The 17,811-nt window shown below is 70.8% G+C and carries 16 protein-coding genes; 12 read left to right on the forward strand and 4 right to left on the reverse strand.

All coding sequences use genetic code 11. The features are described from left to right. The first annotated feature begins 153 nt into the window (after nt 1-153). Complete coding sequence (locus tag ACQHII_RS11860) at nt 154-2,265, forward strand: autotransporter (RefSeq protein WP_427919268.1); 2,112 nt, start codon at nt 154-156, stop codon at nt 2,263-2,265. Nucleotides 2,266-2,309: 44 nt separating this feature from the next. Beyond that, nucleotides 2,310-3,236 (forward strand): homocysteine S-methyltransferase, encoded by a 927-nt coding sequence (mmuM, locus tag ACQHII_RS11865; protein ID WP_427919269.1) that lies wholly within the window; start codon nt 2,310-2,312, stop codon nt 3,234-3,236. Here mmuM and ACQHII_RS11870 read toward each other — a convergent pair. After that, entirely contained in the window at nt 3,223-4,272 is a 1,050-nt protein-coding gene (locus tag ACQHII_RS11870; protein WP_427919270.1) for a LacI family DNA-binding transcriptional regulator, read from the reverse strand. The two genes, mmuM and ACQHII_RS11870, sit on opposite strands and share 14 nt — an antisense overlap. A 189-nt stretch (nt 4,273-4,461) precedes the next feature. Then, the gene (locus ACQHII_RS11875) at nt 4,462-6,039 is read right to left on the reverse strand and encodes a carboxylesterase/lipase family protein (protein WP_427919271.1); all 1,578 of its coding nucleotides are present in this window, start codon (nt 6,037-6,039) and stop codon (nt 4,462-4,464) included. Between the two features lie 208 nt (nt 6,040-6,247). Between ACQHII_RS11875 and ACQHII_RS11880 the strand changes: the two genes are divergently transcribed. The 7 genes from ACQHII_RS11880 (at nt 6,248) to ACQHII_RS11910 (ending at nt 14,623) form a co-directional block, all read left to right on the forward strand. After that, nucleotides 6,248-7,261 (forward strand): hydroxyacid dehydrogenase, encoded by a 1,014-nt coding sequence (locus tag ACQHII_RS11880; protein WP_427919272.1) that lies wholly within the window; start codon nt 6,248-6,250, stop codon nt 7,259-7,261. 120 nt (nt 7,262-7,381) lie between these two features. Further along, entirely contained in the window at nt 7,382-8,473 is a 1,092-nt protein-coding gene (locus ACQHII_RS11885) for a LacI family DNA-binding transcriptional regulator (protein ID WP_427919273.1), read from the forward strand. Between the two features lie 201 nt (nt 8,474-8,674). Next, the gene (locus ACQHII_RS11890; RefSeq protein ID WP_427919274.1) at nt 8,675-10,006 is read left to right on the forward strand and encodes an ABC transporter substrate-binding protein; all 1,332 of its coding nucleotides are present in this window, start codon (nt 8,675-8,677) and stop codon (nt 10,004-10,006) included. Between the two features lie 10 nt (nt 10,007-10,016). Continuing rightward, nucleotides 10,017-10,901: a carbohydrate ABC transporter permease gene (locus tag ACQHII_RS11895; protein ID WP_427919275.1), complete on the forward strand. Its 885-nt coding sequence runs from the start codon at nt 10,017-10,019 to the stop codon at nt 10,899-10,901. Further along, nucleotides 10,901-11,806, forward strand: a complete 906-nt coding sequence (locus ACQHII_RS11900) for a carbohydrate ABC transporter permease (RefSeq protein ID WP_427919276.1) — start codon at nt 10,901-10,903, stop codon at nt 11,804-11,806. The genes ACQHII_RS11895 and ACQHII_RS11900 overlap by 1 nt, the downstream gene beginning before the upstream one ends. Further along, nucleotides 11,803-13,404 carry a family 43 glycosylhydrolase gene (locus ACQHII_RS11905; protein WP_427919277.1) on the forward strand — a complete coding sequence of 534 codons (1,602 nt, stop codon included), beginning with the start codon at nt 11,803-11,805 and terminating at the stop codon, nt 13,402-13,404. The genes ACQHII_RS11900 and ACQHII_RS11905 overlap by 4 nt, the downstream gene beginning before the upstream one ends. 178 nt (nt 13,405-13,582) lie before the next feature. Then, nucleotides 13,583-14,623 carry a LacI family DNA-binding transcriptional regulator gene (locus ACQHII_RS11910; RefSeq protein ID WP_427919278.1) on the forward strand — a complete coding sequence of 347 codons (1,041 nt, stop codon included), beginning with the start codon at nt 13,583-13,585 and terminating at the stop codon, nt 14,621-14,623. A gap of 170 nt (nt 14,624-14,793) precedes the next feature. Here ACQHII_RS11910 and ACQHII_RS11915 read toward each other — a convergent pair whose 3' ends face one another. Then, the gene (locus ACQHII_RS11915) at nt 14,794-15,459 is read right to left on the reverse strand and encodes a ThuA domain-containing protein (RefSeq protein WP_427919279.1); all 666 of its coding nucleotides are present in this window, start codon (nt 15,457-15,459) and stop codon (nt 14,794-14,796) included. Between the two features lie 66 nt (nt 15,460-15,525). Here ACQHII_RS11915 and ACQHII_RS11920 point away from each other — a divergent pair, with 66 nt between their 5' ends. Genes ACQHII_RS11920 through ACQHII_RS11930 form a run of 3 tightly spaced genes read left to right on the forward strand, consistent with a single transcriptional unit; the run spans nt 15,526 to nt 17,053 of the window. Beyond that, nucleotides 15,526-16,161: a VOC family protein gene (locus tag ACQHII_RS11920; protein WP_427919280.1), complete on the forward strand. Its 636-nt coding sequence runs from the start codon at nt 15,526-15,528 to the stop codon at nt 16,159-16,161. Continuing rightward, complete coding sequence (locus ACQHII_RS11925; protein WP_427919281.1) at nt 16,158-16,655, forward strand: hypothetical protein; 498 nt, start codon at nt 16,158-16,160, stop codon at nt 16,653-16,655. The genes ACQHII_RS11920 and ACQHII_RS11925 overlap by 4 nt, the downstream gene beginning before the upstream one ends. Further along, complete coding sequence (locus ACQHII_RS11930; protein ID WP_427919282.1) at nt 16,652-17,053, forward strand: VOC family protein; 402 nt, start codon at nt 16,652-16,654, stop codon at nt 17,051-17,053. Before ACQHII_RS11925 ends, ACQHII_RS11930 begins: the two co-directional genes overlap by 4 nt. Here ACQHII_RS11930 and ACQHII_RS11935 read toward each other — a convergent pair. Continuing rightward, a complete protein-coding gene (locus ACQHII_RS11935) occupies nt 17,050-17,748 on the reverse strand; it encodes a helix-turn-helix domain-containing protein (RefSeq protein ID WP_427919283.1) in 699 nt (232 codons plus the stop codon). The two genes, ACQHII_RS11930 and ACQHII_RS11935, sit on opposite strands and share 4 nt — an antisense overlap. Between the last annotated feature and the right edge of the window lie 63 nt (nt 17,749-17,811).

Raw genomic sequence — 17,811 nt, forward strand, 5'->3', positions numbered from 1 at the left:
ATTTACGAACGACTTCGAACGCCGAAAAGGTAAGGGTGTGCCACCACGAGGTCAACGGGTCCGACGAGACATTGAGAGAGCGCTTTCCCCCGCCCTTTCATCTCCGGCCGAAATTTCTGTTATCCCGGGGCGCCCCGAACCGTCTCCACTCCCGTGCGCAGCCATACCCACAAGACAGCAGCCGCCGTAGGCGCCCTCGCGACCGTCGCTCTCCTGGTCGGCGCTCCCCCGGCCTCGGCCATCGGCACCCGTGACGCCACCGCCGACGTCCTCGCCGACCGCGATGTCACGCTCACCGGCGACACGGTGGTCACCGTGCCGGCCGGGACGACGACGTACGACGGGGTGTTCCGCGGCCAGGGGACGCTGACCGTGCGCGGTGGCGGGACGCTGGTCCTCACCAAGGACAGCGACTTCACGCTCCCGGCGGCCCGGCAGCGGCAGAAGGTGACCACCCAGGGCGGCAACCACCCGTACACGACGGTCAGCAACCCGGACCCGCCGGCGATCACCGTCGAGCGCGGCACGACGCTCCAGTACGGCACGGGCGGTGGCACCGGCCTGATCGGCCACTTCCCGTACAGCACACCGGGTTACCAGCTCAACCAGCTCAACGTCCGGGTCGACGGCACCCTCCGCCTCTCGCTGACCCGCACCTTCAACATCGGCACCATCAGCGGCTCGGGCCTGGTCACCCAGCCTCGCAACATGTGGGGGACGCTCGACCTCGCCGGAACCCACCCCTTTTCAGGGGTGATCGACAACGGCACCGGCATGGCGGTCGGCCGCCCCGAGTACCCGGTGGCGCTGCCCAACGCCCGCGCGATCCTCAACCAGGGCTCCTGGATCATCGACACCCCGCTGTACCAGACGATCACCCTGCGCCAGAACTTCTACCAGCGCGCGTACGGCAGCGACGTCAACGTGCACTCCCGGCCGGGCAGCAAGGTCGTCCTCACGGGCCAGTACAGCTACAGCGACCAGGGCGGCGACACCAACCCGTCACTCAGCGACCCCGGCCTCAACTGGCGTGCGATCGCCCACCAGTTGAACAAGCGCGGCACCAACGTCGAGGGCGCGAACGTCCAGTGGGGCGACGGCACCACCCACCAGATCTTCATGCCGGGCACCAAGGACACCGTCTACATCAACCTCCACGCGGCGAGCGGGGTCCGCTCCAGGCTGACCTTCGACTACGACGGTCCGGTCACCCTCGGTGCGCCGATCGGCGGCGGCAGGTACCACGACACCCTGGCCGCGCCCGGTGCCGGGGACATCGTGATCGCGGGGACGCGCGGGAACGACGTGACCTTCGCGGCGCCGCAGTACTACGACGGGTCGACGACCGTGGAGAAGGGGGCGGTGCTGCGGCTGGGGTCCGGGCAGCGGGGCGGCGACGGCGGGGTGCTGACCGGCACGGTGGGGCGGCGGATCGTCGACGACGGGACCCTTGTCGCGCGGAACGTGTCGCTCCCCGTGAAACTGTCGTACCTCTCCGGCAAGGGGTCCTTCGTCCAGTCCGGCGCCGCGACGACGACACTGACGGGCGCGGCGGTCACGTACACGGGGACGACGACGGTCTCGAAGGGCACGCTGGCGCTCAGGTCAGGGGTGACTCTGGTGCACAGCAAGTCGATCCGGCTCACCTCGGCGAGCGCGCGGCTGGACGTGGGGACGGCCGGCCTGCGTGTGGCCACTGACCTAACCGGTGTGGGCACGGTGAAGGGTTCGGTGACGAACGACAGCGTGGTGACGACCGGGTTGACCGTGACCGGGAACTACACGCAGAGCACGAAGGGCGAACTGATTCTGCGCGACAAACCGTTGAAGGTCGCGGGCAGGGTCGCCCTGGCCGGCGACCTCGATCTCTCGGCCGCCGGTACGCACCCGGCGCGGACCGTGACGATCCTCGATCACGCGGGCGACGCTCCAACGACCGGCTCCTTCAAGGGACTTCGCGAGGGCAGCAAGCTCAGGCTCGCCGACACGACGTACCGGATCAGCTACCGGGGCGGCGACGGCAACGACGTCGTCCTGACCACGGTCACCGCGAGCAGCTCCGCCTCCCCCACCGCCCACCCCAAGTCGTCGTCCGGGACGACGGTCGCCGAGGCCCGCACCGAGAACACCGCCCGAGGCGCCGGCTTCGGCTGGTGGCCCTACGCCCTCGGCCTCGGCCTCCTGGGCGCGCTACTGGTCCCGGCGACCAAGCGCACGCGCGGCGCGGGCAGGCGCGGGGGCGGGAGCGGGAGGCACGCGGCGTAAGGGCCGACAGGCGCTCGTGCGGCCGTATCGACTAGCGTCGAGGCATGACCAGCGACACCGCTCCCCTCCTCGCCGACGCCCTCGCCGCCGGAACGCTCGTACTCGACGGCGGGCTGTCCAACCAGCTCGGGGCGGCCGGGCACGATCTGAGCGACGAGCTGTGGTCGGCGCGGCTGCTCGCGGACCGGCCCGAGGCGATCGCCGAGGCGCATCTCGCGTACTACGAGGCGGGCGCCGACGTGGCGATCACCGCCAGCTACCAGGCCACCTTCGAGGGCTTCGCGAAACGCGGGATCAAGCACGACCGGGCGGCCGAACTCATGGCCGAGAGCGTGGAGTTGGGCGTCGACGCGGCGGTGGAGGCCGGGCGGCGGGGCATCGAGCGGCCCCTCTACGTGGCGGCCTCGGTCGGACCGTACGGCGCGATGCTCGCGGACGGCTCCGAGTACCGGGGCCGGTACGGGCTGAGCGTGGCCGAGCTGGAGGCCTTCCACCGGCCGCGCCTGGAGGTGCTGGACCTCGCCGGTCCCGACGTGCTGGCCTTCGAGACTATCCCGGACACCGACGAGGCCGAGGCGCTGCTGCGGGCGGTGCGCGGGCTGCGGACGCCGGCCTGGCTGTCGTACTCGATCGCCGGGGACCGGACCCGCGCCGGACAGCCGCTGGAGGAGGCGTTCGCCCTGGCCGCCGACGCGGACGAGATCATCGCGGTCGGGGTGAACTGCAGTGCCCCCGAGGACGTCGACGGCGCGGTCGAGATCGCGGCCCGCGTCACCGGGAAACCGGTCGTCGTCTACCCGAACAGCGGTGAGACCTGGGACGCCAACGCCCGTGCGTGGAACGGCCGTTCCACCTTCACCGCCGAGCAGGTCGAGCGCTGGCGGGCAACCGGAGCGCGGCTGATCGGCGGCTGCTGCCGGGTGGGGCCCGAGGCGATCACGGACATCCGCCGGACGCTCACACCGTCCTGATCGAGTTCCGTACGACCACGTGCGTGCCCAGCAGCAGGTGCTCGTCCGGGGACTCCGGGGTCCGGCCCAGCGCGGTGCGCACCGCGAGACGGCCCAGCTCCTCGTAGGGGACGTGGACGGTGGTCAGGGCGGGGTGCAGATCGCGGGCGAAGGGGATGTCGTCGTAGCCGGCCAGTGAGACGTCGCCGGGGACGTCGAGGCCCGCCTCGTGCAGCGCGGTCAGGGCGCCCGCCGCGACCATGTCGGTGGCGGCGACCACGGCGGTGAACTCCAGCTTCCGGCTCAGCGCCTGGCGCATCAGCCGGTGGCCCGAGTCGCGGGTGAAGTCGCCGTGGAGCAGGAGCTCCGGGTCGGGTTCGAGGCCGCGGGCGCGATGGGCGGCGAGGTATCCGCGTTCGCGGCCCTGCGCGGTCGCGTGGTCGGGTTTGCCGCCGAGGAACAGGACCCGCTGGTGGCCCTGGGCCAGGACGTGTGCGACCAGGGCGTAGGCGCCGCCCTCGTTGTCGTACTCGATGACCGTGACCGGTGCGCCCGGGCCGAGCGGTGGGCGTCCGCACAGCACGAGCCGCGAGCCGGCCGCCGCGAGCGAGTCGGCGATACGGCGGGTACGGGTGCGGTACTCGGGGGTGTCGGCGGTGCCGCCGACGAGGATCACGGCGGCGGTGCGCTGGGCGCGCATGGTCTCGATGAAGTCCAGTTCGCGCTGGACGTCGCCCTCCGTGCTGCACACCAGGCACAGATGCCCGAGCCGGGTCGCCTCGCGCTCCACACCGTGTGCCATCAGCGCGAACGACGGTCCCGTGATGTCCTCCAGGACGAAGGCGAGGGTCGGTGTCCCGACGCCCGCGACGGCCTTGGCGCGCGCGTCGGCGACGTAGTCCAGTTCACGTACGGCCCGCAGCACGCGGGTGCGGGTCGCCGTGCTCACCGGGTACTCGCCGCCGAGCACCCGCGACACCGTGGAGGCGGACACCCCGGCGCGGGCCGCCACGTCCCGGATGGTGCTCCCGCTCGCGTCCTGGCTCTTCCTGGTCATGCGCCGCCCCGCCCCTCCCCTGCCTGCGGGAACAGGTCCGGCAACCGGTTCCCTGCGCGGAGGGTAGCAGCGCACGACGGTCGGGAGGAGGGGCGTGTGTCGGCCAATTCACCTACGTCAGCACGGCAATCGTGGCCAGTCGGCGTTGGGCAACCGGTTTCCGAGCCGCTCCCGCCCGCTTCCGCCCGCTCACGACGACCGCCGCACGTCCCCTGTCCGCCGCAACCGCCGTACGACCGAACGCAGTTCGACGGCACCACGCGCGGGCGTGCCCACGACCGGGACCGCCGGTTCGCTCGTCGCCGTGTCGGCCGCCCACAGGGCGAACTCGGGGTCGCGCGGGCCGTCGGCGACGTAGGGCGCACCCTCGCCGAAGATCCGGACCGGATGGGAGTCGTCCCAGGCGCGCCAGCCCGGGTCGCCGTCCGCGGCGAACCGCACCCAGGCCGTGTGCATGGCGTCGGCGAGTTCCTGGGGCGCGCCCTCGCCCGCGAGTTTGGCGGCCTCGGGGACGCTGCCGGTGTCGAAGACGAAGCCGAGTTCGAGGGCGTGGCAGGAGCCGAGGTCGGGGAGGTTGGAGGGCCAGGCGAACTCGTAGAGGTAGGAGTTTCCGGGACGGGCGTCGGCCAGGCGGTGCAGCGGGTAGCGCAGCAGGTGGTCGGTGACGAGCTGGCCGACGGTCTCGGCGGTGCCGGCCGCGGGGTGCAGGGCGCGGTAGCCGCGCGGGACCTCGACTCCGCAGTGGCAGCGGGCCATCGCACCGGCCAGGGCGACCGCGCCGAGCCGGTCGACGCGCTCGTGCAGGCCGCCGGGGACCAGCCACAGCCGGTACTCGTCGCGGGTCCAGCCCATCAACAGGTCGACGCCCTGGGCGACTTGGCCGTCGACGAGGGCCTCCAGCGGGTCGCGGGGCACCAGTTCGCCGTCGATGACGATCCCGAAACTGGGACCGCCCAGCACCGGGCTGCTGAGTCTGCCGACGTCGGCCTGGGTGCGCAGCAGCAGTTCGCGGTCGACGGCGGCGAAGGCCTCGGCGGTGGCGGGGACCTTCAGGCGTGTGGCCATCCGGCGCACCATCCGCCGTACCTTGTCGCGGTCGAAGGCCTCCGGGGGCCCGCTCTGGAGAACGGCCCGGCGGACGAGTCCCTGGGCCTGCGGGGCGGCGAGCAGGGCGCCGGTGCTGATCGCGCCGGCGGACTGGCCGAAGAGGGTGATCCGGTCCGGGTCGCCGCCGAACGCCGCGATCGACTCGTGCACCCAGCGCAGCGCGGCGAGCTGGTCGCGCAGACCGGGGTTGGCGGGGGCGTCCGGGAAGAGGCCGTAACCCTCCACGCCCAGGCGGTAGTTGACCGAGACGAACACGACCCCGTCGCGGGCGAAGGCGTGGCCGTCGTAGACGGGGACGGCCGAGGAGCCCCGGGTGAGCGCGCCGCCGTGCAGCCAGACCATGACCGGCAGCCGGGCGCCCGGGCCGGGTTCCGGGGTCCACACGTTCAGGTTGAGGCAGTCGTCGCCGGGCACGACGGGGTCGGAGAGCAGTTTGGCGAAAGCCTCGGAGTACGGCGGTTTCGGCGGGGTCGGGCCGAAGGCGAGCGCGTCACGCACCCCGGTCCAGGGCTCGGGCGGGACGGGCGGGCGGAATCTGCGCGACCCGAAGGGGGGCGCCGCGTAGGGGATGCCCCGGAAGACCGCGACCCCCTTCTCGTACCGGCCTCGTACCGCCCCGTAGGGCGTGCCGACCACGGGGTTCGTCCGCTCTGCCGTCATCTGCCCACCAGCTCCTCACCGCGCTCGTGAACCATGCTCATCAGAGCATCACATCGCGGCCCGCTATTCCGGCGGACGAACTGCGCCGGCCGGGTCACGCGAAGATTGCGTCCTCCGTGCCCCCTCCCACCGATTGACCCCCGCTCCTCGGCAGATCTACGGTAGAAGACGCTTTCAGAAAACGTTTCCCAGCCCGTACTGGAGGGTCATGCCCAGCGCCCAGCCGCCGAGGGCCGTGTTCGCCATGGATCCGGTGCACCTGCCCCTGCTCTTCCCCCCACCCCTGATGGCACGGCTCCGGCAGACGGCCGAGATCGACCCCGGGCTCGTCGTACGCGACTTCGCCGACCCCGGGGCCGCCGGCGCCCTGGCCGGGGCCGAGGTCCTGATCACCGGCTGGGGCTGCCCGCACCTCGACGCCGACGCCCTCGCGGCGGCACCCCGGGTCCGTGCCGTGCTGCACGCGGCGGGCTCGGTCCGCTCGCTGGTCGGCGAGGCCCTGTGGGAACGCGGGGTGACCGTGTCCAGCGCGGTCACCGGCAACGCGCTGCCGGTCGCCGAGTACACCCTCGCGATGATCCTGCTCGCGGGGAAGGACACCTTCGCGCAGCGGGAGCGCTTCCGGCACGCGCACGCGTACCCGGCGCCCGCCGAGACCGCCGCGATCGGCAACCTCGGCCGCCGGATCGGCGTCATCGGCGCCTCCCGGGTGGGCCGCCGACTGCTCGAACTGCTGCGGCCCTACGACTTCGAGGTCCTGCTGCACGATCCCTACGTCAGCGTCACGGAGGCGGCCGTGCTCGGTGCCGAACTCCTGCCGCTGGACCACCTGTTGAGCAACAGCGACATCGTCAGCCTGCACGCCCCCGACATCCCCGAGACACAGCGCATGCTCGACCGGGGGCGGCTCGCCCTGATCCGGGACGGCGGGGTGCTGATCAACACCTCCCGGGGCGCCCTGATCGACCACGCCGCCCTCACCGACGAGCTGCTGTCCGGCCGGCTGACCGCGATCCTGGACGTCACCGAGCCCGAGCCGCTGCCCCCCACGTCCCCGCTCTACCAGCTGCCGAACGTCTTCCTCACCCCGCACATCGCGGGCTCGCTCGGCAACGAGCTGGCGCGGCTCGGCTCCATCGTCGTCGACGAGCTGGAACGGCTGGCCGCGGGCCTGCCGCCGGCCCACGAGGTGCGCCACGCGGACCTGGCCCGTGTCGCCTGACCCGGGCCGTCCACAGGGCCTCCTGCCTGGAACAACGATGGGATACGGTTTCCGGACCGGCGCGGGAGCAGGGCCTCGCGCGCCCGGTGGGGAAGCCGATACCGCGAAGGAGTCGCCACGGTGAGTCAGCGCAGGACGTCGGGCGACGTCGGCCGGGCCACGATCCGGGACGTGGCGGAGCGCGCCGGGGTCTCGGTGGCGAGCGTCTCGCGCGTACTGTCCGGCAACTATCCGGTGTCGGAGGAGCTGCGCCGCCGGGTGATGAAGGTCGTCGGCGACCTCGACTACGTCACCAACGCGCACGCCCGCTCCCTGGCCGGCGGCGGCACACCGACCGTGGCGATCCTCATCAACAACATCACCGGCGCGGCATTCGCCCATGTGGCCAAGGGAGTCGAGGGCGCGGCCACGCTGCGCGGCTGGCTCTCCCTGGTCGGCACCACCGGCGACGACCCGGAGCGCGAACTCGCGCTGGTCAACCTCATGCGCCAACAGGGCGTCGCCGCCGTGGTGTTGCTCGGCGGCGCCTACGACGTCGACGAGTACCAGCTGCGCATGGCCCGCTTCGCCCGCTCCCTCGACGCGGCCGGCTCGCACCTCGTGCTCGTCGGCCGCCCGCCGCTGGAGGGCGACGTACCGGCCACGACGGTCGACTACGACAACGAGGGCGGCGCCTACGCCATGGCCAGCCACCTCCTCTCGGCCGGCCACCGCCGGGTCCTGCTGCTGCCCGGACACGCCGAACTCACCACGGCACAGGGCCGGTTGAGGGGCGCGCAACGGGCCTTCGAGGCGTACGGCGTGCCGTTCGACCCGGGGATGGTGCGGCACGGTCCGTACGACTACGAGCACGGGTTCGAGGCGGTGGCGGAGAGCCTGAAGGCGGGGGTGGACTTCACGGCGGTGCTCGCGGGCACGGACGTGGTCGCCGCGGGTGCGATGCAGGCGTTGCGCGCGGGCGGTCTCCGGGTCCCCGAGGACGTGTCGATCGTCGGCTACGACGACATCCCGCTGGCCTCCCAGCTCACCCCTCAGCTGACCACCGTGCACGTCCCGTACGAGGAGATGGGCCGGGTCGCGCTGCGTGCGGTGGCGGACCGGCGCGAGGGCGGCGGCACGGGCCGGCGCAGGGGAAGCGACGGCGACCATCTGGTGCTGGGCACCCATGTCGTCGTACGGAACTCGGTGCGACCGCCCGCACGGCGGGACTAGTTCGACACACGGAAAGCACACGAAAAGCACACGGAACCAGGGCGTTACGTAACCGGTTTCTCTTCAAAATCCCAGGCCGGACGGGGTCTGTCCTGGGCTGTCGAAACAAGTCGCTGCACACCTCTTGCTCCGAACAGCGCCCGATGTCTACCTTCCAAGCAACCGGTTTCTACCTCTTCTCTTGCGAAGGAACACGGTCTGATGAACTTCACCAGCCCCCGGAGAAGGTTCGCTCGGGCAGCCGTCGCGGGCCTCGCACTGACAGGTCTGCTCTCCGCCTGCGGCGGATCCGGCTCGGGAGACAAGACGTCCTCCGGCCCGGTCACCCTCCCCTTCTGGGGCTGGGCCAACGGGCAGGACGCCGTAGTGAAGGCGTTCAACGCCGCACACAAGGACATCAAGCTCAAGTACACCAAGGTCACCGACCAGTTGACGATGCAGAAGCAGCTCACCAACGCGGTCAAGGCCGGCAACGCGCCCTGCCTGGTGCAGAACACGGCGGAGTACGTGACGACCTGGGTCTCGCAGGGCGCGCTCGCCGACATCACCAAGTACGTCTCCGCCGACAAGGACAAGTTCAACGCGGGTTCATGGGCCAGCGCGCAGGTGCAGGGCAAGTCCTATGGCGTGCCGACCAGTTCGGCCCCCGCCTTCACGATCTACCGCACCGACATCTTCCAGAAGTACAGCCTGAAGGCGCCCACGACCTGGGACGAGTTCATCGCCGCGGGCAAGGTGCTGAAGAAGCACGGCATCAAGATCACCAACTACGCCGGTGAGGACCCGAGCACCCTGGAAGTCCTCGCGATGCAGGCGGGCGCCCACTGGTACGCCATCGACGGCAACTCCTGGAAGGTCGACTTCCAGGACGCGGGCAGCCTCAAGGCCGCCAAGGTAATCCAGCAGATCATCGACAACGACCTCAACTCCAAGCTCTCTTTCGCCGACTACGCGGCCGTACAGCGCAACTACGACAACGGCGGCACCGCGACCCGGCAGATCTCCACCTGGCAGATGGCGGGCATGGTGCAGAACTTCACCAAGTCCGACGGGAAGTGGGCGCTGTCGCCCTGGCCGGCCTTCGCCGGCGAAGCCGCCAAGACGCCGGCCGGGACCAACCAGAGCGGTGGCGTCACCCTGGTGACCAAGCAGTGCGCGCACCAACAGCAGGCCGCCGAGGCCGCGTTGTGGATGTCGACGAACACCGGTGCGGTGAAGACGATGGCGAGCCCGACCACCGGCAACGGTGTGATGCCGGCCCTCGCGGACAGCAACGCGTATGTCGCCGAGGCGATCTCCGACAAGCTGCTCGGCACGAACTACGAGCCCGCGAAGAAGGTCGTCACCGACAGCCTGGGCACGGTCACCTCGGACTGGGTGTTCGGCCCGGACTGGACCGCCATGTTCACCGAACTCCAGACGGGCTGGGCGAAGGTGATGAACAAGGAGGAGAAGGTCACCGATCTGCTGGCGCACATGCAGGAGTGGACGGTCAAGGACCTGAAGTCCCGCGGTATCAGCGTCAAGGGCTGAGGCAGCACAGATGATTCGCTCCCAGCGCTGGAAGGGTGCCGCGTTCACGGTGCCCTTCCAGCTCGGTTTCGTGTTCCTCTACCTGATACCGATCGGGTACGCCGTCTACGAGTCGCTGTTCGTGGAGCACCAGTCGGGGCTCGGCCTCGGCGGCTCCACGGAGAGGTTCTCGGGTCTCCACAACTACCAACAGGGCCTGACCGACTCGGCGTTCATGAACTCGGTACTGCGCGTGGTGCTGTTCGCGTGCGTGCAGATCCCGGTGATGCTGCTCGTCAGCCTGCTCCTCGCGCTGTTCCTGGACGCGCTGTCCTCGAAGGTCGCGGGCCGCTTCCGCATCCTGCTCCTGGTGCCGTACATGATCCCCGGAGTGGTCGCGGCGATCGTGTGGATCAACCTGTACAGCCCGGACGTGGGCCCGTTGACCCCGCTGGGCAAGGTGTTCGGCCTGTCCTGGAACTTCTTCGCGCCCTCGATGGTGTGGCCGTCCATCGGCAACCTGCTGACCTGGCACGGCATCGGCTACAACATGGTCATCATCTACTCGGCGCTCCAGGGCGTGCCCCGCGACCTCTTCGAGGCCGCCCGGCTCGACGGCGCCTCCGAGTTCCGGGTCGCCCTCAGCATCAAAATCCCTTACGTACGCGGGGCGTTGGTGCTGACCGGGATGCTCTCGATCATCCAGATGCTGCAGATCTTCAACGAGCCGGCGCTGTTCCGCAACGTCACCCCGCAGACCGTCAACGACAGCTTCACCCCCATCATGATCATCTACAACCAGGCGTTCAACGCGGGCAACTACCACTACGCGGCAGCCCTTTCAGTCCTCCTCGCCCTCATCCTCGGCCTCGCCTCCTTCCTCTTCTACCGCCTCACCGCGAAGGAGGCCGACTGATGACTCTGACCGAAGAGCGCCGGAAGGCACAGCAGATCCGGCGCCTCAACAAGCCCGATCCGGCGGCCCGTTCACGCGGCGGCCAGCGTTTCCTGCTCGTCGGGCTGGTCCTTGCGAGCGCCTACAGCCTGTTCCCGGTGTGGTGGCTGATCGTCGCCGCCACCAAGAACCGCACCGGCCTCTACCAGAGCAACGGCCTGTGGTTCTCCGGCATGCACCTGTGGACCAACCTGCGCCAGGTCTTCACCTACGAGAACGGCATCTTCCTGCGCTGGACCGCCAACTCGTTCCTCTACGCGGGCGTCGGCTCCCTGGGCGGCACGCTCATCGCGCTCGCCACCGGCTACGGCCTCGCGCGCTTCGAATTCCCGGGCCGCAGCGCGGTGTTCGCGTGCGTGGTGGGTTCGTTCCTGATCCCGATCGCGCTGCTTACGCTGCCGCTCTACCTGATGTTCTCGAAGATCGGCCTGGTCGACACCCCCTGGGCGATGCTCATCCCCTGTCTGATCAACCCGTTCAGCGTCTACCTCGCCAAGGTCTACACCGAGGCCACGATCCCCTTCGAACTCCTGGAGGCCGCCCGCCTGGACGGCGCGGGCGAACTCCGCATCTTCTTCAGCATCGTGCTGCGGATGATGACCACGGGTGGCGCGACAGTGTTCCTGCTCGCGTTCGTGAACACCTGGAACGCCTTCTTCCTCCCGCTCACCGTCCTGCGCGGCGAGAACAACTGGACGCTCAACATCGGCCTCTACAACTGGTCCGGCAAACGCCTGGAGTCGGGCGTCGACCTCACCAGCCTGGTCCTGACCGGCGCACTCCTGTCCATCGTGCCGATGGCCGTGATGATGGTGGCGATGCGCCGGTACTGGCGCACGGGCGTCACCCTGGGAGCCCTCAAGTGACCGTGCTGCACAACCCCGTTGTCCGCGGCTTCGCCCCCGACCCCTCGATGGTCAGGGTCGGCGACTGGTACTACGTGGCGACCAGCTCCTTCGAGTGGTTCCCTACGATCCCGATCCACCGCTCGCGGGATCTCGCGCGCTGGGAGTACGCGGGCCATGTCCGGGGAGCGGTCCCCGGCGACTCCCTGGCCGGTGTCCCCGACTCGGGCGGCATCTGGGCGCCCTCGCTGAGCTGGGACGGCGAGCGCTTCTGGATGACGTACTCGATCGTCCGCTCGGTCGGCACGCCGTACTTCGACGCCGACACCTACGTCACCACGGCCTCGGACATCGGCGGAAAGTGGACCGTTCCACAACGGGTCGTGAGCCACGGTTTCGACCCGGCGCTGTTCCACGACGAGGGCAGGCTGTGGCTGCTCAACCTCCAGAACGACCACCGCCCCGGCGGCCGGCGCTTCGCGGGGATCGTCGCGACCGAGTTGGACCGCTCCACACTCGCCCCGGCCGGCTCGACCCATCTCCTGCTCCAGCACGAACGGCTCGTAGAGGGACCGAAGTTGGTGCGGCGTGGCGACTGGTACTACCTGCTGCTCGCAGAGGGCGGCACCGGGTTCGAGCACGGAGTGCTGGTGGCGCGCGGCCGTACGGTCACCGGACCGTACGAGGTCGACGACCGTCCCCTGCTGACGTCCCGGGACGATCCTTCGGTGCCCTTGCAGAAGGCGGGCCACGGCGAGCTGGTCGAACTGCCGGGCGGTGACTGGGTGTTAAGCCACTTGGCGGCACGGCCGGTCCAGACGCCCGCCGGACCTCGGTGCACCCTGGGCCGGGAGACGGCGGTCCAGGCGGTGACCTGGGACGCGGAGGGCTGGCCGAGGCTGCGGGACGGGGGCCGGCACCCGGCGGTGGAGGTGACCATGCCGACGCGTCCCGCCGCACCACCCGATCAAGTCGCTTACCCCGAAGGGCCGTTGGGGTGGCCTTGGAACGGTCCACGCGGATACCCCGACCCGACCTGGGCCGACGCCACCACCCGCCCCGGCTGGATCCGGCTGCGCGGGCGGCACGGGCCGGAGTCGCGGTGGGCGCACAGTCTGCTCGCCCGGCGGATCACGGAGCATCGGGCGGAGGCCGAAGTCACCGTGGAGGCCAGGCCGTCGACGTTCACGCAGGCGGCGGGGCTGGTGCTCTGGTACGGCGCCGACGCGTATCTGAGCCTGGACCTGACCTGGGCGGAGCCCGAGGGTGAGGGGCAGCGGGGGCAGCAGTGGCGGGACAGCGGCGGGCGTACGGTGTTGAGGCTCGTGGAGCGGGACGAGGACGTCACGCGTGAAGTGGCCGTCGTCGAGGCCGAGTTCGGGGCGCCGGTGACGCTGGGGGCGACGGTCGACGGAGCCGACGCGCGGTTCTGGCACGTCCGTGACGGTGAACGCGTGCCGGTGGGACCGGTGTTGGACTTCGGCCGGCTCTCGGACGACCACGGCTCGCGGTTGCGCTTCACCGGGTCGATGGCCGGGATCCATGCCGTGGATCTCGTCGGCGCGGAGTTCACCGCCGACTTCGGCGGCTTTCGCCTGGAGTGCACCCCGCCCCGCTGACCTGTTCGGGGTTTCGAAAGGTGAGGTCGCCGCCATCACGTGAATTCCCTGGTCTTCCCGCCGTGTTGACGCGCACCTATCGTAGGAAGCGCTTTCTGATCGGTTGGTGGCCGGGCCGTGGAACAGCGCTGGTCGAAACTTTCGATGGCCCTCGGGCGAGCTGGAGAGGTGGTTCCCGATGGTCCGTGCGGGGAGCGCGAGCGTGACGGCAGGGCCGACGCTGGCGGTGGTGGCCCGTGAGGCCGGGGTGTCCGTGCCGACGGCGTCGAAGGTGGTCAACGGCCGGGAGGACGTGGCGCCGGAGACCCGGCGCCGGGTGACGGAGGCGCTGGAGCGGCTCGGTTATGTGCGCAGGCCGCGCTTCGACGCGAACAAGGCGCCGGGGCTTGTCGATCTGGTCGTGCACTCGCTGGAGAGCTCCTGGTCGGGGGCGGTGCTGCACGGGGTGGAGGAGGCGGCGTACGAGGCCGGTCTCGAGGTGGTGGTGTCGGCCGGGCTGACCCGGACGCGGGCCGACCGGCCCGAACGGGGCTGGCTGGACAAGCTGGTTGGCAGAGGTTCCTCCGGAGTCCTGTTCAATCTGGCCGAGTTGACGCCGTCGCAGTACGCGTGGCTCGACCAGCACCGCATTCCGTTCGTGATGATCGACCCGGTGCAGGAGCCGCCGCCGGGTGTGGTGTCGGTGGGCGCGGCCAACTGGCACGGCGGGGTGACGGCGACCGAGCATCTGCTGTCCCTGGGCCACGAACGGATCGCCGTGATCGCCGGTCACCGGCACAAGATGTGCAGCAGCGCCCGCGTCGCCGGTTACCGCTCCGCGCTCGCCTCCGCCGGGGTACCCGTGCGCGCGGACTACATCCGCCACGGCGGCTTCGACCAGGCCATGGCCCGCACGCGGATGCGCGAACTCCTCGACCTGCCCGAGCCGCCGACGGCGGTCTTCGTCTGCTCGGACCGTATGGCGCTCGGCGTCTACGAGGCCCTGGCGGAACGGGAGTTGAGCGTCCCGGGCGACATCAGCGTGGTCGGTTTCGACGACCTTCCCGAGTCCCGCTGGGTGACTCCGGCGCTGACCACGGTCCGCCAGCCGCTGTCGGAGATGGCGGCCACGGCACTGCGGTTGCTGCTGCGGCTGATGGCCGGTGACCGTCCGGAGGGGACGCGGACGGAGTTGTCGACGCGGTTGGTGGAGCGGGCGAGTACGGGGGTGCCGCGGTGACCCACGAGGTGCTGGATCGTCGAGGTCATCTCTGGGTCACCGGCCAGACCGCCGCCGGGTCACAGTGGGCCGGGCACGCCAGCAGGTAGCCATCGATGCCGAGAAACAGCTGGTAGGTGCCGGAGGATGACGTACCGCCCACCTTGAAGGTCCGGGCTCCGACCCCTTCCTCATCGCCCGGTCGTCCCTGGCCGCGCCGCCCAGTCGATCCCGCCCAGCAGATGCGCGCGGAAGTCGGGGTCCTCGTACGCCTCCGCCGCGTGGCCGAGGGCCGTGTAGAAGACCCGGCCCGCGCCCTTGTCGTGGCACCACGCCAGGGGGTGGTCGGTGCCCATTCCGCCGCCGTCGTAGGAGGATTCGTCGGCGGTGAGGAGGACGTGGGTCGAACTCCGCGGGTTGGTGCGGAAGTCGTACCACTCGTCGGTGAACTGCCATACGGCGGGCAGGTGTCGGGTGGCCGGGTGGGTGCGGTCCTCGGTCACGGCCTTGCCGGGCTGGTGGGCGGGGTGCCGGTCGAAGCGGGCACCGAGGAGGTCGCCGTAGTACGGCCAGTCGTACTCCGTGCAGGCCGCCGCGTGGACGCCGACGAAGCCGCCGCCCGACTCGACGTAGGCCGTGAGGTGTTCGCGGCCCGCCGGGGTAAGTACCTCGCCGCTGGTGGAGAGGAAGACCACGGCCGCGTAGCCGTCCAGGGGGTGTTCGAAGGCGGCCGGGTCCTCCGTGGCGGTGACCTCGAAGGGGCCGAGGGTGCGCAGGGCGGTCACCGCGGCCGGGATGGAGTCGTGGCGGTAGGCGGTGGTGCGGGTGTACACGAGGAGGCGGGGTGCGGCGGCCATACGGGGCAGCCTATTTCACTCCTTGGGCTCAGCCTCCGTTCCCCGCACCGCGTAGCCTCGGTGGGGATGAACGCCGTTCCCGCACGCCTGGACCATCTCGTCCTCGCGACCCCCGAACTGGCGGCCACGGTCGCCGACTTCACCCTGCGCACGGGCATCGCACCGGTGGCCGGCGGTGCCCATGTCGGGCTCGGTACCCGCAACTACCTGGTGTCTCTTGGTGGTTCGCGTTACCTGGAGATCCTCGGGCCCGATCCGGAACAGGACGACCCGTCGGGGCCACGCCCGTTCGGCGTCGACGGGCTGTCCGTCGCCCGGACCGTGACCTGGGCGATCAGTCCGCCCGATCTGGACGCGGCGGTCGCCGCGGCCCGCGCCCAGGGGTACGACCCCGGGTCCGTGCGCGCGATGAGCCGCCGCCGGCCCGACGGCACGCTGCTGGAGTGGCGGCTCACGGACGGGAGCACGGCACACCCGTCCGGTCTGGTGCCGTTTCTGATCGACTGGAGCTCTTCGCCCCATCCCACGACCGCCTCGGGTCTGCCCGTCGCGCCCCTGCTGAAGCTGACCGCGACGGCTCCGACGCCCGACGAACTCCGCCCGCTGCTGTCCGCCGTGGGCGTGGAACTGCCGCTGGCCCAGGGGCCGGTGGGCCTCTCCTTCACGGTGAACACGCCTCGTGGAGCGGTGACGTTCTCATGAAGGGTTCCGGTGCTCCTTTCTCCGTAGGCACTCTCGACGAGGTGCGGCGGATGCCCTGGCGGGCCAGGAGGCGCCTGCTCGGAGTGCGGAGGAGCGGCGGGACGGGGGTTCTGCTGATCGCCGAGATCAGGGAGCCGGTTCGCAGCTTCACCGACAGGGCAGGTGTCGTTTCCCTTCGCGAGAACGGCCTGGAGATCTGCTCTCGGAGCCGCTTTGCCACGGCACCGAAGTTCGTCGAACTCGCGCCCGGTCCGCACGACATGGAGTTCACGGTCAGGCGTTGGAGGGCGAGCAGGACCAGCTCGTTCCGCAGAGCCGTGGAGCTGCGGGAGGGTGACGTCCTGGTCGCCCTGTGCGATCCGGTGCAGCCGAACACGTTCTACCGGAAGAGCCCGGTCGCGGACTCGTGGTTCGTCGGCATCCTTTCACCGGGCGATGACGTGTCCGATTCGTTCAAGACCCGCCGCCCGCCCCCGCCTACCGTGGCCCCATGACTCCACGATTCGACGCGATCGGCCTGGTCGTCTCCGACATGGCCGCCTCTGTCGCCTTCTACCGTCGGCTCGGCTTCGGTTTCCCCGAGGGTGCCGAGGACCAGCCACACGCCGAGTCCCAACTCCCCGGCGGGCTGCGGCTGTTGCTGGACACGGAGGACACCGTCCGCTCGTTCCACACGGGTTGGCAGCCGCCCACCGGAGGCAGTGGCAGGGCCGCACTCGCCCTGCTCTGCGACGATGCCGCCGAAGTCGACCGGGTGTATGAGGAGTTGGTCGGCGCCGGGCACCACGGCGAGCTCAAGCCGTGGGACGCGTTCTGGGGGCAGCGGTATGCCGTCGTGCACGACCCGGACGGCAACGGCGTCGATCTCTTCGCCCCGCTAAACCCTGCCTAGCCGGTCCGGCCGAGCAGCTCCCCCAGCGGCATCCCCGCGAACTCCTTGACGTCCCGGGCGAGATGGGCCTGGTCCGCGTAGCCGGACCGGGCCGCGGTCTCCGCGAAGGGGACTCCGGTGCGGGCCAGTGCGAGGGCGCGCTGGAGACGCAGCACACGGGCGAGCGTCTTGGGGCCGTAGCCGAAGGCGGTCAGTGAGCGGCGGTGCAACTGGCGGGCGCCCAGGCCGAGTTCGTCGGCGGTGGCGGCGACGGTGCGGCCGGTGTCGAGGGCCGCCACGAGGTGTCGTAGGAGTGGATCGGGTGCGGGGGTCTCTGTGGCGCGGTGCAGGGCCAGGTCCTCCAGTGCGGTCGCCGGGTCGGGGGCCGTGGCGAGGCGGGCGTGCAGGCGTCGTACCGTCGCGGCGGGCCAGAGGTCGGTGAGGTCGACTCGGCGGTCGCGGAGTTCGTGTGCGGGGACGCCCAGGTAGGTGGGGGCGGTGCCGGGGGCGAAGCGGAGGCCTGCCCAGCGGGCGGGCGCGGTCCCGGGGACGTACGCGCGGGTGTCGGGGCCGGCGACCAGCAGGCGGCCCTCGTTCCAGAGGAGGTCCATGCAGCCGTCGGGCAGGACGGGGTGGACCGGGCCTGCGACCGGGTCCTCGACGGTCCGGCTCCAGATCACCGCGCCGGGCAGCCGGGACGCCCTCTCCACGTACACACCGGAAAGGCTACGCCGACCGCGCGCGGGAGGCCGCGGCGGCGGGCGTCCGGAAGCCGTAGC

This window comes from Streptomyces sp. cg40 (assembly GCF_050320165.1).
Classification (GTDB): Bacteria; Actinomycetota; Actinomycetes; order Streptomycetales; family Streptomycetaceae; genus Streptomyces; species Streptomyces hokutonensis.